At 56.5% G+C, this 15,224-nt stretch carries 13 protein-coding genes; 8 read left to right on the top strand and 5 right to left on the bottom strand.

Going from position 1 to position 15,224, the window contains the following annotated elements; translation table 11 throughout:
- Positions 1-100: 100 nt before the first annotated feature.
- From ACFSE1_RS03000 to hflX, 4 genes are all read left to right on the top strand, one after another.
- Entirely contained in the window at positions 101-2,371 is a 2,271-nt protein-coding gene (locus ACFSE1_RS03000) for a sensor histidine kinase NtrY-like (RefSeq protein ID WP_377396327.1), read from the top strand.
- Complete coding sequence (ntrX, locus tag ACFSE1_RS02995; RefSeq protein WP_377396324.1) at positions 2,361-3,725, top strand: nitrogen assimilation response regulator NtrX; 1,365 nt, start codon at positions 2,361-2,363, stop codon at positions 3,723-3,725. Before ACFSE1_RS03000 ends, ntrX begins: the two co-directional genes overlap by 11 nt.
- Positions 3,726-4,116: 391 nt before the next feature.
- Entirely contained in the window at positions 4,117-4,359 is a 243-nt protein-coding gene (gene hfq / locus ACFSE1_RS02990) for an RNA chaperone Hfq (RefSeq protein WP_377396321.1), read from the top strand.
- A 353-nt stretch (positions 4,360-4,712) separates the two neighbouring features.
- Positions 4,713-6,053, top strand: a complete 1,341-nt coding sequence (gene hflX, locus ACFSE1_RS02985; RefSeq protein WP_377396318.1) for a GTPase HflX — start codon at positions 4,713-4,715, stop codon at positions 6,051-6,053.
- A gap of 46 nt (positions 6,054-6,099) precedes the next feature.
- Here the strand turns inward: hflX and mazG are convergent, their stop codons facing one another.
- Both mazG and ACFSE1_RS02975 read right to left on the bottom strand, forming a co-directional pair.
- Entirely contained in the window at positions 6,100-6,939 is an 840-nt protein-coding gene (gene mazG / locus ACFSE1_RS02980; RefSeq protein ID WP_377396315.1) for a nucleoside triphosphate pyrophosphohydrolase, read from the bottom strand.
- Positions 6,940-6,963: 24 nt separating this feature from the next.
- Positions 6,964-7,551, bottom strand: coding sequence for a nucleoside deaminase (locus ACFSE1_RS02975; RefSeq protein ID WP_377396312.1), 588 nt, complete (start codon positions 7,549-7,551; stop codon positions 6,964-6,966).
- 279 nt (positions 7,552-7,830) lie between these two features.
- On the opposite strand from ACFSE1_RS02975, the gene ACFSE1_RS02970 reads away from it, so the two are divergent.
- From ACFSE1_RS02970 to ACFSE1_RS02955, 4 genes are all read left to right on the top strand, one after another.
- Complete coding sequence (locus tag ACFSE1_RS02970) at positions 7,831-8,145, top strand: DUF2849 domain-containing protein (RefSeq protein ID WP_377396310.1); 315 nt, start codon at positions 7,831-7,833, stop codon at positions 8,143-8,145.
- Positions 8,146-8,153: 8 nt separating this feature from the next.
- Positions 8,154-9,824, top strand: a complete 1,671-nt coding sequence (locus tag ACFSE1_RS02965; RefSeq protein WP_377396307.1) for a nitrite/sulfite reductase — start codon at positions 8,154-8,156, stop codon at positions 9,822-9,824.
- A gap of 10 nt (positions 9,825-9,834) precedes the next feature.
- The gene (locus ACFSE1_RS02960; protein ID WP_377396304.1) at positions 9,835-10,338 is read left to right on the top strand and encodes a DUF934 domain-containing protein; all 504 of its coding nucleotides are present in this window, start codon (positions 9,835-9,837) and stop codon (positions 10,336-10,338) included.
- Between the two features lie 141 nt (positions 10,339-10,479).
- Positions 10,480-11,301, top strand: a complete 822-nt coding sequence (locus ACFSE1_RS02955) for a ferredoxin--NADP reductase (RefSeq protein ID WP_377396301.1) — start codon at positions 10,480-10,482, stop codon at positions 11,299-11,301.
- Positions 11,302-11,380: 79 nt separating this feature from the next.
- Here ACFSE1_RS02955 and ACFSE1_RS02950 read toward each other — a convergent pair whose 3' ends face one another.
- The 3 genes from ACFSE1_RS02950 to gcvH all read right to left on the bottom strand — a co-directional run bounded on the left by ACFSE1_RS02950 (position 11,381) and on the right by gcvH (position 15,215).
- Positions 11,381-11,707, bottom strand: coding sequence for a flagellar basal body protein (locus tag ACFSE1_RS02950; protein ID WP_377396299.1), 327 nt, complete (start codon positions 11,705-11,707; stop codon positions 11,381-11,383).
- 281 nt (positions 11,708-11,988) lie between these two features.
- Complete coding sequence (gcvP, locus tag ACFSE1_RS02945; RefSeq protein ID WP_377396296.1) at positions 11,989-14,853, bottom strand: aminomethyl-transferring glycine dehydrogenase; 2,865 nt, start codon at positions 14,851-14,853, stop codon at positions 11,989-11,991.
- A complete protein-coding gene (gene gcvH / locus ACFSE1_RS02940) occupies positions 14,853-15,215 on the bottom strand; it encodes a glycine cleavage system protein GcvH (protein WP_377396293.1) in 363 nt (120 codons plus the stop codon). The genes gcvP and gcvH overlap by 1 nt, the downstream gene beginning before the upstream one ends.
- Positions 15,216-15,224 lie beyond the last annotated feature (9 nt).

Raw genomic sequence — 15,224 nt, 5'->3', positions numbered from 1 at the left:
TGCTCGAGGCTGTCTTTTAAGATTTGCCTGTTCCACCGCAGGGCGTGACGCGATCATCGGAATGTTCTCCTGAATGGCAGGGGGCGGGGAGTAGGGTTAAATGGCAGAGCGGTCTATGCCGGTCGCAGTGGACGAGGCAGCAGCCCTGATTCAGGATAGAAGGGCATCTTTCGCTCTTCCCGGACTGCTGCTGGCTGGCGGAGCGCTGCTTTGTGCTGTCGCGACCCTCTTTATCCTGCTGGGTGCAACACCCATCGCCCCCACCTCCAACGTTGTCATCGCGTCGGCGGTGGTCAATACGCTTTTCGTGTTGGGCCTGATCTATTTGATCGCACGCGAAGTGGGGCGTCTCGTCAAGGCGCGCAAACGTGGCCGTGCAGCCGCACGCCTTCACGTGCGCATTGTTGTGTTGTTTTCCATTGTGGCCATCACGCCTGCTGTTCTTGTTGCCATTTTTGCCAGTGTGACCCTGAATGTGGGGCTCGACAGATGGTTTTCCTTGCGCACGCAATCGATCGTGCAATCGTCGCTCGATGTCGCTCGCGCCTATATGCTTGAAAATGCCAGCTATCTGCAGGGCCAGACGGCTTCCATGGCCAACGATCTCGAACGAAATCGTGCCATGTTCTATCTGGACCGCACAGGCTTTGTTGACCTGATGACGCGACAGGCAAAGGGCCGTGCCTTGCTTGGCGCCTTTCTCGTTCGCGATGACGGTGAGGCGATTGCGCAAGCGGATATCAAGACAGAGAAGCCACTCCCGGCAATCCCGAAGGATGCTTTGGCAAGCTCTGCAGCGGGCACGCCAACACTGATTCCTCCGGGCATCACCAACCTCGTTGGCGCAGTGATCAAGCTGGATGCCATTCCCGGCTCTTTCCTCTACACCATCCGTGCAGTCGATCCGAAGGTGATGGGCGCTATGCGCCTGATGGAGGATAACAGGGCAGAGTATCAGGCGATGGAGGCTGGCCGCATGAGCCTGCAGGTCGCCTTCGCGGTGCTTTATCTCGGTTTTGCGCTGATCGTGCTTCTCGCTGCGATCTGGACAGCCATTGCAGTTGCCGACAGAATCGTTCGTCCTATTCGCCTGCTGATCAGCGCGGCTGATAATGTCGCGACAGGCAACCTGAATGTTGTGGTGCCGGTACGCTCGGCGGATGGCGACGTGGGCAATCTTTCCCGCACATTCAATAAGATGATTTCGCAGATCCGCAGTCAGCGCGACGAAATTCTTGAGGCTAAGGATGAGGTGGATGATCGTCGTCGCTTCATTGAGGCGGTTCTATCCGGCGTGACGGCAGCGGTTATCGGCGTCGAGGATGATCATCGTATCGCCATCGTCAACAAATCTGCGGAAGAATTCCTCGGTGCTCCGGCAGAAAGCCTCGTGGGACAACGATTGGAAGAGGTTGCTCCGGAAATTGAGCAGGTGCTTCGAGAAGCAACCGGGCGTGGGCGCGGCGAATTCCGCAAGGAAGTCAACCTCATGCGCAACGGCAAGGAACGGACCGTGAGCGTGCAGGTGACGCGGGAAGAGCAGCGGAGCGCCAGCGAATCCTATGTCATTACGCTGGATGATGTGACTGATCTGGTGATTGCTCAACGCTCTACCGCATGGGCGGATGTTGCCCGCCGCATTGCCCATGAAATCAAGAATCCATTAACGCCGATCCAGCTTTCCGCAGAGCGCCTGAAACGCCGTTACGGGAAGCAGATTGACGAGAACGACCGGGCCGTCTTCGACCAGTGCACAGACACAATCGTTCGCCAGGTTGGCGATATTGGGCGGATGGTGGATGAATTCTCGGCTTTTGCCCGCATGCCCAAGCCATCCAAGGAAATTGCCGATCTGCGCGATATCTTGCGCGATGCGATTTTCCTTCGTGAGATGGGCGCAAGCCACGTTACCTTCCACCGTGAACTTGGTGATGAGCGGCTGGAGGGACTGTTCGACTCGCGCATGCTGGGTCAGGCCTTCGGTAACCTCATCAAGAACGCGGTAGAGGCCATTGAGGCAGTGCCGAGCGACGAGCAACGGGACGGACGCAAGGTCCTCGTTCGCTCCATCTATGATGCTGCCAAAGACCAGTTTCAGGTGGATATCATTGATAATGGCAGCGGGCTTCCCGCCGAGAACCGTCACAGGATCCTCGAGCCGTATATGACGATGCGCGAGAAGGGCACCGGTCTCGGCTTGGCGATCGTCAAGAAAATCATTGAAGAGCATGGTGGGCAATTGGAGCTGCACGATGCGCCGGCGGATTTCGATCATGGCAATGGCGCCATGATTCGGGTTGTTCTGCCGCATGCGCAGTCCGCAGTTCTGCCGCACCTAGAGAAGAACAAGGAAATGTCCTATGGCGTCTGATATTCTTGTCGTAGATGATGAGGCTGATATTCGTGATATCGTTTCAGGAATTCTGTCGGACGAAGGCCATGAAACCCGCGTGGCGCACGATAGCGACAGCGCGCTTGCTGCGATCTCGGATCGTGTGCCTCGCCTGATCTTCCTGGACATCTGGATGCAAGGCAGCAAGCTTGATGGACTGGCTCTGCTGGATGAAATCAAGGCTCGCCATCCCGAGCTGCCGGTGGTGATGATTTCCGGTCACGGCAATATCGAAACGGCGGTGTCCGCAATCAAGCGCGGTGCGTTTGACTTCATTGAAAAGCCATTCAAGGCTGACCGTCTCATCCTGATCGCTGAACGCGCGTTGGAAAACTCAAAGCTAAAGCGCGAAGTTACGGAGCTGAAAAAGCGCACAGGTGACGCAGCAGAACTGGTTGGCACCTCGGTTGCCATATCGCAACTGCGGCAGAACATTGAAAAGGTCGCCCCGACCAACAGCCGCATCATGATCCTCGGTCCGTCCGGCTCCGGTAAGGAACTTGTTGCCAGGATGATTCATCGCAAATCATCACGCGCAAACGGCCCCTTTGTTGCGCTGAATGCCGCGACGATTACTCCGGATCGTATGGAAATTGCCCTTTTCGGCACGGAGGGCGGTCCGGGGCAGGCCCGCAAGATCGGAGCGCTTGAAGAGGCGCATCGCGGTATCCTCTATCTTGATGAGGTAGGGGAAATGCCGCGTGAGACGCAGAACAAGATCCTGCGCGTTCTGGTGGATCAGCAATTTGAGCGGGTCGGCGGTTCCAAGCGGGTGAAGGTGGATGTGCGCATCATCTCCTCGACGGCCTATCACCTGGAGAGCTTGATTGCGGAGGGCATATTCCGTGAGGATCTCTATCACCGCCTGGCGGTGGTGCCGGTCAAAGTGCCAGCCCTTGCCGAACGCCGCGAGGATATTCCGTTCCTCGTTGATATGTTCATGCGGCAAATTTCCGATCAGGCTGGCATACGCCCGCGAAAAATTGGCGAAGACGCGATGGCCGTGTTGCAGGCCCATGATTGGCCGGGCAATATTCGCCAGCTGAGGAACAACATAGAGCGCCTGATGATTCTGGCGCGTACTGATGGGCCGGACACGCCTATTTCCGCAGATATGCTGCCAACTGACCTTGGTGACATGCTGCCGAAAATTTCCACCAAGGGCGATCACCACATCATGACACTGCCCCTGCGTGAAGCACGGGAAATGTTCGAGCGGGATTACCTCGTCGCGCAAATCAACCGCTTTGGCGGCAACATCTCCCGCACCGCTGAGTTTGTTGGCATGGAGCGATCAGCACTGCACCGCAAGCTCAAGTCGCTCGGCGTGTGATTTGCATCTGCATGACATGAAATGCGGGACCTGCTAACGGCCCCGCATTCCGATTGGGCGTCGTGATATCAGCCGCCGCTTATTGACCGATTCTGCAAGCTACTGAAATCTTCTGTGGATGAAGAGGGCCGTTACACGCCATCTTCACGCATGCAAAGTGTCAACACTCCGCCTCCTATTTCATCCTTCTGATATATAACAGTAATTTCAACGTGAAGCGGCGCGATCTGTGCCTGCGGCAGACGCCAAGATTGGGCGTTGCGTTCAACACGGCTATTTGATAACCAAATAACCGGACAGCGGATGCAGGAGAGGGTTTGCCGCTGGCTTTTCCGAGCGTGATCAATATCCCCCGGTCTTGAAGACCGGCAAAAAAGAAAGAAGCGGCGCTATGGCGGAACGTTCTCAAAATTTGCAGGATCTGTTTCTCAACACGGTTCGCAAGCAGAAGATCTCACTTACAATTTTCCTGATCAACGGTGTCAAACTTACGGGCGTCGTGACCTCCTTTGACAATTTTTGCGTTCTTTTGCGCCGGGATGGGCATTCGCAGCTGGTTTACAAGCATGCGATTTCCACCATTATGCCCGGCCAGCCGATGCAGATGTTCGAAAGTGAAGAGGCGGCGGGCTGATATCGTGCGTCGCTGGAGGTTGAAACCCCACGACTGGCAACCCATATCGCTCTTGCACCCTGCTCAAGCATGATGAAAAGGAACCGCCGAACTCTTCGGCGGTTTTCGTGTTTGTTCACGGGAGTTAGCTTGCACAAAGCTGCTCTGTGTGCACGATCATGCATGAGGGTGCATTTCGACCCATTGAATCGGAATAGCTCTCTGGGCTTCTCATTTTTGAAGCATAATCTGACCCGATCCTCGCTTCGCTCCGGTTGGATTAGGCTCTAGTTTTACGAAGGACGACGATCATAGTCAGCCGCGATACCTCGAATGAATCCCTTGTTCCAGATGCAGAAAAGCGCCGTGATGACATGCGCGCGCTGGTGCTGGTTCCTGTTCTGAAGCAATCCAGATATTCCCAATCGCCTGGCTCCGAGGGCGCCGTGCCTGTTCCGAGACGGTCAGACGAGGCGCGTCTTGAAGAGGCAACGGGTCTTGCCCGCGCGATTGACCTGACTATTGCGCAGGGGCTGATTGTGCCAATCAGCCAGCCGCGCCCCGCCACGCTGATGGGCACCGGAAAAATCGCTGAAATCAAACAGATGCTGGACGATAACGATTGTGGTCTCGTTATCGTGGACCATCCGCTGACACCGGTTCAGCAGCGCAATCTGGAAAAGGAATGGCATTGCAAGGTCATTGACCGTACGGGCTTGATCCTTGAGATCTTTGGTCGGCGCGCCTCCACGAAAGAGGGCACGCTGCAGGTTGACCTGGCGCATCTCAATTACCAGAAGGGGCGGCTTGTCCGCAGCTGGACCCACCTGGAGCGCCAGCGGGGTGGTGCAGGCTTCATGGGTGGCCCCGGTGAAACACAGATCGAAGCAGACCGCCGCCTGCTGCAGGAGCGAATCCTGAGGCTGGAGCGTGAGCTTGAGCAAGTGGTAAGAACGCGCCAGCTTCATCGCGCCAAGCGACGCAAGGTACCTCACCCCATTGTTGCACTGGTTGGTTACACCAATGCTGGCAAATCTACGCTGTTCAACCGCATCACCGGTGCAGGTGTGCTGGCGGAGAACATGCTCTTTGCAACGCTTGACCCGACTTTGCGCCGGATGAAGTTGCCGCATGGCCGAACCGTGATCCTCTCTGACACGGTCGGCTTCATCTCCGATCTGCCCACGCATCTCGTTGCGGCCTTCCGTGCAACGCTGGAAGAAGTGCTGGAGGCGGACCTGATCCTGCATGTGCGAGATATGTCCGATCCGGACAATCCGGCACAATCCGCGGATGTTTTGCGCATTCTGGATGATCTCGGCATCGATGAGAAAGAGCGCAGCGAACGCATCATCGAGGTTTGGAACAAGATTGATCGCCTGGAGCCAGAGGCGCACGAAGCTGTGTCGGAAAAGGCGAAGGGCCGCGAAAACGTGCTGGCGGTATCAGCAATCACGGGTGAGGGGATTGAGCCACTCCTGGCGGAGATTGCTGAACGTCTTGCCGGTGTGGTGACCGAAACGACTGTGGTGTTGCCACCGGAGAAATTGTCGCTGATCTCCTGGATCTATGACAATGCCATGGTGGACGGACGCGAAGATCGCGAAGACGGCTCGGTGGCGTTTGATCTGCGTCTCTCCGAGCAGCAGGCAAACGCCCTAGAACGCAAACTGGGCGTGCTCCAGCCGGTCGAGAAAGAAGACTGGGAGCGCTGATCGCTGACGGTGGCAGGCGCATTGCGTGCTGCCACCGTGCCGCCGCTCACTCCGCGGCTTCGGTCTTTTCCACCTGCTTGGCGTGCTGCCAGAGTTCTTCCATCTCTTCGAGAGAGGCTGCTTCCAGCGATGTTCCCTGTTTGGAGAGCTCGCGTACAATATGGCCGAAGCGCCTGCGAAACTTCGTATTGGTTCCTCGCAGTGCCTGTTCGGGATCGCTTTTGACATGCCGCCCAATATTGACCAGCGCGAATAGCAGATCGCCGAGTTCATCCTGGATCCGCTCGCTGCGCCCCTCCTTCATGGCCTGCCGCAGTTCTGCGATTTCCTCTTCAACCTTATCCAGAATGGGTTCCGGCTCCGACCAATCGAAACCGACCTTCGCCGCCTTTTCCTGAAGTTTAAGGGCTTCGCTCAGAGCCGGTTGGCTCCGCTGTACAGCGCCGAGGAAGCTTGACTTGCTGTCCTCCACAAGTCCGCGCCTTGCCCGCCGTTCCGCCCGGTCCTTCTTCTCTGCGGCTTTGATCTGGTCCCATTGCAGCTTGACTGCCTCGGGCGTGTCGGCATCCGACTTTGCGAAGACATGCGGATGTCTGCGGATCATCTTGGTCATGACTGCCTCGACCACATCCGCGAAAGAGAATTCACCGGCTTCCTGCGCCATCTGTGCGTGGAAGACGACCTGGAAGAGAAGGTCGCCAAGCTCGTCCTTCAGGTCTTCCATATCGTTACGCTCTATGGCGTCTGCGACTTCATAGGCTTCCTCAATCGTGTAGGGCTTGATTGTCTCGAAGGTCTGCTCAACATCCCATGGGCAGCCCGTCTCACGGTTGCGCAAGGCGGCCATGAGGTCCAGAAGGCGGTTGATGTCTTTCGATGGTTGCATGAAGCGCACTTTCCGGTTTGCAGGTCAGTTCAGCGGAATGCTGTTGCTGGATTTTGAGCTCTGATAGCTGCTCGAAAGCCGATCGTAGCATTGCTTTATACGCTGGACTTGCGCTTGCAATTCCAGCTTTGTCTGCCCATTGGTGTTTTCCACCAGATCCAATATGGCATAGGCATTCCAGAAGCCGTTTTGGCGGCGATAGCCACCCGGTTCAAGTGCGAAGACTTCCTTCATGATTTTCAGGTCGTGAGGAATGGAAAAGGCATCGCGCGAATCCTCGTGACTGAAAAAATAGTAGAAATTGTCAAAGCCGGCCCAGGTAATCGCAGACATGCACATGGTGCAGGGTTCGTGCGTTGAAAGGAAAATGAGGTCTCGCGTATCGGGCTTCTGCGACATTTCGTAGAAGCGTTTGAGTGTATGAACCTCGCCATGCCAAAGCGGATTTTCCAGCTCGTTATTGGTCTCCGCCAGCACCAGCGACAGATCCGATTTTCGAAGGATTGCCGCACCGAATACCTTGTTGCCAAGTGCGACACCTTTCTCAGTCAAGGGTAAGATATGTTGCTCGATAACGTTCAGCAGTCGGGATGGATCAACGGGAGCGGTCACGCGTGGTCCTCATATTTAAGCGGTTACTGCTATGAGCATAGAAGGTCCGCTCCCCTGTTGGAACCGGGAATCCGTCAATGCAGGATTCGCGAAGAACCATGCTCGCGCTTGAAGGCTCCGGAGGGGTTTTCTGCGCTCACGCATAGTTCAGGAATGAAAATGTCCTCAGGTGAGAAAGCGAGAACAGGCATTCCTTCATCTTTCCTCAACAGTCTGCCATACTCTATTCCATTATCTGACTGCATCCATGTCGGTGCGATGTTGAACCGGGAATGAGAAATGGCTGACAAGGTATTGACTGCGAACCGTCTGACGGATGGCATCGCTGTCTGGCTTAATGCTGGAGGGCAGTGGACGGAGAATCTGCAGGAGGCTCTCGTCGCGCGACATGCCGAGGCGGCCTCTGCTCTTGAGGAGATCGGCAAGCGCGATTTTACCGCAAACCTCGTTGTTGACGTCAATGTCATCGACGTCGAAGAGGTTGATGGGCTGATCCGCCCGTTGCGTCTGCGCGAGCGCATCCGTGCCGCCGGTCCGACCATGGAATATGCGAGCGGCTACAAGCCCGCCGATCCCGCCTTTATTGCCGCCTGAGGACTGAAATGTACCGTTATGATGAGTTTGACCACGCCTTTGTGGCAGGTCGTGTTGAGCAGTTTCGTGATCAGGTTTCGCGTCGTCTCTCGGGCGAACTGGCCGAGGATGCTTTCAAGCCTCTGCGATTGATGAACGGCGTTTATCTGCAGCTACATGCCTATATGCTGCGCGTGGCCATTCCCTATGGCACGCTGAACAGCCGGCAGATGCGCATGCTTGCGCACATCGCGCGCAAATATGATCGTGGCTATGGCCATTTCACGACAAGGCAGAATATCCAGTACAACTGGCCGCGGCTTGCCGATACGCCGGATATTCTGGCGGAGCTTGCCAGCGTGGAGATGCATGCGCTGCAAACATCCGGCAACTGCATTCGTAACGTTACGGCAGATCATTTTGCTGGCGCTGCAGCCGATGAGGTTGCTGATCCCCGTCCTTACGCAGAAATCCTGCGTCAGTGGTCCTCCGTTCATCCGGAGTTCTCGTTCCTTCCGCGTAAATTCAAGATTGCCGTGACCGGAGCCGAGCGCGACAGGGCGGCGATCCAGGTTCACGACATCGGCCTTCATCTGAAGCGGAATGAGCAGGGCGAAATCGGCTTTGCTGTTTACGTGGGTGGCGGCCAAGGCCGCACGCCTATGGTAGCCAAGAAGATCCGCGATTTCCTGCCTGAACAGGATCTTCTTTCTTATACAACCGCCATTATGCGCGTTTATAACCTGCATGGCCGCCGCGACAACAAATACAAGGCGCGCATCAAAATCCTCGTTCACGAAACGGGTGCTGAAGAGCTTGCGCGTCAGGTTGAGCAGGAATTTGCGCATCTGCAGGAAACCGAATTGAAGCTGCCGGAAGCTGATATTCAAGCCATCACAGCCTATTTCGCACCGCCAGCTCTGGAGGCTCGCCCCGAAGGCTGGGCGCAGCTTGCGGGCTGGAAGAAGGCCGATGCGAACTTTGCCCGCTGGGTCGATCAGAACGTCCAACCGCACAAGCACCCCGATTACGGCATGGTGACCATTTCGCTGAAGCCGATTGGCGGTATTCCCGGCGACGCAACCGACGTTCAGATGGAGGCGATTGCTGACATCGCGGAGGAATATGCTCTGGATGAAATTCGCATCAGCCATGAGCAGAATGTTATTCTGCCGCATGTGGCGCTTGCGGATCTTGAACCCGTTTATCGGGCACTGCTTGCGCAGGGTCTTGCCACAGCCAATTCAAATCTGATCACAGACATCATCGCCTGTCCTGGGCTTGATTACTGCGCGCTGGCCAATGCCCGCTCTATTCCGGTCGCCCAGGCCATTTCCGAGCGTTTCGGTTCCGCTGAACGGCAGGCGGAAATCGGCGAGTTGAAGATCAAGATATCGGGCTGCATCAATGCCTGCGGGCATCATCATGTCGGGCATATTGGTCTCCTCGGCGTTGAAAAGAAGGGCGCAGAACTCTATCAGATCACACTTGGCGGATCGGCTGACGAGCACACCTCGATTGGGGAAATCATCGGTCGCGGGTTCGAGCCGGAGAAGGTAACGGACGCGATAGAAACGATTGTGAACACATATCTGGGCCTGCGTCTTTCGCGTGAGGAAACCTTCCTGGAAGCCTATCGTCGCGTTGGGCCGCAGCCGTTCAAGGATGCTCTATACGGTCAGACAGCGGAAGCTGCGTGAGGAACTGGTGATGACACGTGTTTGGAAAGAAGCCGGTTTCGTTGAAAATGATCCGTGGGTCATCGAGACCGAAGAGCAGAAGGCGGGTGAGGGGCAGCAAGCCCTTCTCTCCATCAATGCCTTGATTGAGCTTGCCGATAGCAGCAATGAGGTCGGCTTTGGCGTCGTCGTCAATCCTGCCGACGATGTGCGGCGGTTGGAGCCTTATCTCTACCGGATTGAAGTCATCGCGGTGCAGTTCCCGGCTTTCAATGATGGGCGGGGTTTCAGCCACGCTTCACTGCTGCGCGAACGTCTTGGCTATGCCAACGAGCTTCGTGCGGTCGGCGATGTTTTGATTGACCAAATTCCTTTGATGCTTCGTTGCGGCTTTGACAGTTTTGCTGTTTCGAATGAAACCGCATTGAAGAGATTGGCGGAGAAACGCCTGCCGGGCATTAGCGTTCATTATCAGCCGACAGCACGCCCGGCTGAAGCAGGCGAAGCCTATAGCTGGAGACGCCGTTCTGCCTGAGGAGGGTTTGGGTGAAAGGCACTGTCAGGGGGATAATTTTTCCGCCTGCGGCGAAACAACCTGCGCCTCCTGCCTTCAACTACCCACGGTATTGGTATATTTGAGTGGCGCAAAGCCAGCCTTTGGAATGAGATCAATATAATGAACGCTCCTGCCAAGAATGACGATTTTGCTCAGAAGCCTGCCGCCATCCCGGATGGTGTCTACGCAGAAACCGTATTGGCGGTTGAGCATTATACCGACCGTTTGTTCCGCTTTCGCATGACGCGGCCCGCCGGCTACCGTTTCCGCTCGGGTGAGTTCGCGATGATCGGGCTGATGGTCGGCGAGAAGCCGATCTATCGCGCCTATTCTATCGCAAGCCCTGCCTGGGATGAGGAGCTTGAGTTCTTTTCGATCAAGGTTCCAGACGGTCCTCTGACCTCGCACCTCCAGAAGATCAAGCCAGGCGATACTGTCCTGATGCGCAAGAAGCCCACAGGAACGCTGGTTCTGGATGCACTCACCCCGGGCAAGCGGCTCTATATGTTTTCGACCGGAACGGGCATTGCTCCCTTCGCCAGCTTGATCCGTGACCCGGAGACCTATGAGAAGTTCGATGAGGTTATCCTCACCCATACCTGCCGCGAAGTGGCGGAGCTGAAATATGGGTTCGGCCTCATGGAAGAGATTCGCAATCACGAATTCCTGGCGGAAATCGTGGGCGATAAGCTAAAGCATTACCCAACGGTGACGCGCGAAGACTACCCGTTTCAGGGCCGCATTACCGATCTCATCGAGAACGGCAAGATGTTTACCGATCTAGGCGTTCCGCCACTCGATCCGGCTATTGATCGCGGGATGATCTGCGGTTCCTCGGCCATGTTGAAGGACACCAAGGAACTGCTCGAAAAGGCCGGTTTGACGGAAGGCGCAAACAACAAGCCTGCCGAATTCGTTATTGAACGCGCCTTTGTCGGCTGATTGGGCCTATCGACTGAAACGAAAGAGGGGCAGCAGCGGCTGCCGCTCTTTCGTTTGTCACTCGCAATGCGTGGCTGTCTTAATCGTCTTTGACAATTGTGCTGAGAAGTTCCCACATATCGGCGCCCGTTTCGAACACGGCTGCATTGGCTTTGAAAGTGCTCTCGGCCGTCATCAGCGTAGTCATGTCCGACAATAGGTCCGGCTGCGAGCCTCCGCCTGAGGTGTCAGCATCGCGCGCTAGCCTGGCTTCCACGCCGCCGTTTGCCGTGGACGAAAGGGATGCATTCAAACGCGTGTAATCGGGCGTCAAAGCATTCGCTATGTTGCTCGCCGCAGCCTCAACGCGCCGGGTCTGCGCCTGCATGCCGGATTGGGAAATTGCCATGATGGAAGAGATGCTCATCGAAGCTCCTTTTGGCCCAATTGCTCGACATTCTAGCAGAGGCTCTGTCTCTCCACGGAGGTTCGTGAAAATAGCGTTGCTTAAACGTTAATGAAGGGAGCCCACAGGAAACGGCAGGTCCGGCTGACTTGGCCGTGTATGAGAACGCGTGTTTCGGGCTCGCACCAGGTTCGTCATGGCGTGAGGAAGCTCGTCATGCTTCTGACTTTCTTGACACAGCAAAAAGAAAGCCCCCGCAGCGCAATAGGCTGCGAGGGCTTTTTCACGTCCAGGCCGCGGGCTTATTCAGCGGCTTCGGCATATTCTTCCATCGGAGGGCAGGTGCAGACGAGGTTGCGATCGCCATAGACATTGTCGATCCGGTTCACGGGCGACCAGTACTTGTCTACTCGGAAGGAACCGGGTGGGAAGCACGCCTGCTCTCGGGTGTAGGGGCGCGTCCATTCACCCACCAGATCTTCCACCGTATGAGGTGCATTCTTGAGCGGGTTGTTCTCCCGGTCCATCTTGCCCTCTTCGATTTGCCTTGCCTCTTCGCGAATTGCCAGCATCGCATCGCAGAAACGGTCGATCTCTGCTTTTGTCTCCGATTCTGTCGGTTCGATCATCAAGGTTCCGGCAACCGGCCAACTCATGGTTGGTGCATGGAAGCCGCAATCGATCAATCGCTTGGCAATGTCATCGACGCTAACGCCAGCAGACGCATTCAGCGGTCGCGTGTCGATGATGCACTCATGAGCAACACGGCCAGACGCGGACTTGTAGAGCACATCATATGCGCCGGAGAGGCGAGCCGCGATGTAGTTTGCGTTGAGGATGGCAACTTTGGTGGCCTGGGTCAGACCTTCGCCGCCCATCATCAGGCAGTAGGACCAGCTGATCGGCAGAATGGATGGTGAACCGAAAGGTGCGGCAGACACCGCGCCCTCACGACCATCCCATTCCACGTGACCCGGCAGATAAGGTGCAAGATGCGCCTTCACACCAATGGGGCCCATGCCTGGCCCGCCGCCGCCGTGCGGTATGCAGAAGGTCTTGTGCAGATTGAGATGGCTGACATCGGATCCAATATCGCCCGGTCGCGACAGACCCACCATGGCGTTCATATTGGCGCCGTCCAGATAAACCTGGCCGCCATGCTGGTGCGTGATCTCGCAGATTTCCTTCACCGTTTCCTCAAACACGCCATGCGTCGAGGGATAGGTAATCATGCAAGCGGAAAGGCTGGCGGAATATTGCTCTGCCTTGGCGCGGAAATCGTCCAGATCGACATCGCCATTTTCCTTGGCCTTGACCGGAACGACCTTCATGCCGACCATCTGGGCTGAGGCAGGATTGGTGCCATGCGCCGAGGTTGGGATGAGGCATACATCGCGGTGAGTATCGCCTCGCGCGATGTGGTAATTGCGAATGGTGAGAAGGCCCGCATATTCGCCCTGCGCACCGGAATTCGGCTGCATGGAGAAGGCGTCGTAACCGGTGATCTGGCAAAGCTTTGCCGAGAGATCGTCGATCATGTCCTTGTAGCCCGCAGCCTGTTCGACTGGTGCAAATGGATGCATGTCGGCAAATTCCGGCCAGGTGATCGGCAGCATTTCAGCCGTTGCGTTCAGCTTCATGGTGCAGGATCCGAGGGGGATCATGGCTCGGTCAAGAGCGAGATCCCGATCCGAAAGACGGCGGATATAGCGGGTCATTTCGCTTTCCGCGCGGTTCATATGGAAGATCGGGTGCGTCATGTATGGCGATGTGCGCAGCAGATCCGTCGGAAGCCGGTAATCCGCTTCGAAATCTGTCACCTTGAAGTTACCGCCGAAGGCGCGCCAGACTGCTTCCAGAGTGGCCGGGCGCGTACGTTCGTCAAGCGACATCCCGATCTTGGTAGATCCGACCTTGCGCAGGTTCACTCCCTCAGCCACGGCGGCGCGCAGGATGAGGCCCTGCATGTGACCAACTTCCACAGTCACGGTGTCGAAGAAGGCTTCCGGCTCAACCGTGTAGCCGAGTTTTTCCAGCCCCTTCGCCATCAAAACTGCCTTGCGGTGAACCTGCTGGGCAATGGCCTTCAGACCTTCCGGGCCATGAAAGACGCCGTACATGGATGCCATCACGGCCAGCAGAACCTGCGCAGTGCAGATGTTGGACGTCGCCTTTTCGCGGCGAATATGCTGCTCACGCGTTTGCAAGGAGAGGCGATAGGCTCGGTTGCCGCGCGCATCGACGGAAACGCCAACGAGACGACCCGGCATGGAGCGCTTATGCGCATCCTTCACTGCCATGAACGCCGCATGCGGCCCACCATAGCCCATGGGCACGCCGAAGCGTTGCGAAGAGCCAATGGCTATATCGGCACCCATTTCACCGGGCGATTTCAGCAGCGTCAATGCCAGCAGGTCGGTGGCAAAGGCGGCAACGGCACCGGTCTGATGCAGGCGCGCAACCAGGCCTGAAAAATCATGCACGTGACCGTGCGTGCCTGGATATTGGAAGATGGCACCGAAGACATCGACCGGATCGAGATCTGTGAAGGGGTTGCCGACGATCACCTTCCAGCCAAGCGGCGCTGCACGCGTTTCGATCAACGCGATCGTCTGCGGATGGCAGCCCGCATCGACAAAAAAGGCACTGGCCTTTGATTTTGCCTGACGCTGGCAAAGGGCCATCGCCTCGGCCGCTGCTGTTGCTTCGTCCAGCAATGAGGCGTTTGAAACATCCAGCCCTGTGAGATCGCAGATCATGGTCTGGAAGTTCAGCAATGCCTCAAGGCGTCCCTGCGAAATCTCTGGCTGATACGGTGTGTAGGCGGTGTACCAGGCAGGATTTTCAAGGATGTTGCGCTGAATGACAGGCGGGGTGATTGTGCCGTAATAGCCCTGGCCGATCAGCGAAGTCAGGGGCTGGTTCTTGTTTGCGGTCTCCCGCAGTCGATCGAGCGCCTCACGTTCAGTGAGTGCTGCGCCCCAGGCCAGCGGTTCGCGCTGGCGGATGGAGGAGGGCACAGTGGCATCGATCAGGGCATCCAGCGATGGATAGCCCACAACCTTCAGCATTTCCTTCATTTCCGACGGAGAGGGGCCGATATGACGCCGATTGGCAAAGTCATAGGGCTGATAATCGGTGAAGTGGAAGTCCTTTGTATCAGACATTAGCCAACCAGCTCCTTGTAGGCTGCCTCATCCAGCAGTTCGTCTGCGTCTGAAACATTGTTGAGCTTGAGCTTGAAAAACCAGCCTTTGCCCTGCGGATCGGAATTGACCAGGGAGGGATCTGCGGTAATGGCGTCGTTGATTTCGACGATCTCGCCAGCAAGTGGACAATAAACGTCGGATGCTGCCTTTACGCTTTCGACAGTCGCGGCCTCGCCATTCTTCTCGAAAGTAGAGCCAACTTCGGGTAGCTCAACAAAAACCAGATCGCCCAGCTGGTCGGCTGCGTGCTGTGTGATGCCAACGGTGGCGACATCGCCCTCAAGCTTCAGCCATTCGTGTTCAGCGGTGAATTTCAGCATGGTTCTCTC

Origin of the sequence: Affinirhizobium helianthi (assembly GCF_042680945.1) — a bacterium.
GTDB lineage: Bacteria > Pseudomonadota > Alphaproteobacteria > Rhizobiales > Rhizobiaceae > Neorhizobium > Neorhizobium helianthi.
This window is presented reverse-complemented; position numbering and strand designations above follow the sequence as displayed.

Coding starts and splice junctions, on each gene's coding strand:
- ACFSE1_RS03000 (WP_377396327.1), top strand. CDS start 101: ATGGCAGAGCGGTCTATGCCGGTCGCAGTGGACGAGGCAGCAGCCCTG.
- ntrX (WP_377396324.1), top strand. CDS start 2,361: ATGGCGTCTGATATTCTTGTCGTAGATGATGAGGCTGATATTCGTGAT.
- hfq (WP_377396321.1), top strand. CDS start 4,117: ATGGCGGAACGTTCTCAAAATTTGCAGGATCTGTTTCTCAACACGGTT.
- hflX (WP_377396318.1), top strand. CDS start 4,713: ATGCGCGCGCTGGTGCTGGTTCCTGTTCTGAAGCAATCCAGATATTCC.
- mazG (WP_377396315.1), bottom strand. CDS start 6,939: ATGCAACCATCGAAAGACATCAACCGCCTTCTGGACCTCATGGCCGCC.
- ACFSE1_RS02970 (WP_377396310.1), top strand. CDS start 7,831: ATGGCTGACAAGGTATTGACTGCGAACCGTCTGACGGATGGCATCGCT.
- ACFSE1_RS02965 (WP_377396307.1), top strand. CDS start 8,154: ATGTACCGTTATGATGAGTTTGACCACGCCTTTGTGGCAGGTCGTGTT.
- ACFSE1_RS02960 (WP_377396304.1), top strand. CDS start 9,835: ATGACACGTGTTTGGAAAGAAGCCGGTTTCGTTGAAAATGATCCGTGG.
- ACFSE1_RS02955 (WP_377396301.1), top strand. CDS start 10,480: ATGAACGCTCCTGCCAAGAATGACGATTTTGCTCAGAAGCCTGCCGCC.
- ACFSE1_RS02950 (WP_377396299.1), bottom strand. CDS start 11,707: ATGAGCATCTCTTCCATCATGGCAATTTCCCAATCCGGCATGCAGGCG.
- gcvP (WP_377396296.1), bottom strand. CDS start 14,853: ATGTCTGATACAAAGGACTTCCACTTCACCGATTATCAGCCCTATGAC.
- gcvH (WP_377396293.1), bottom strand. CDS start 15,215: ATGCTGAAATTCACCGCTGAACACGAATGGCTGAAGCTTGAGGGCGAT.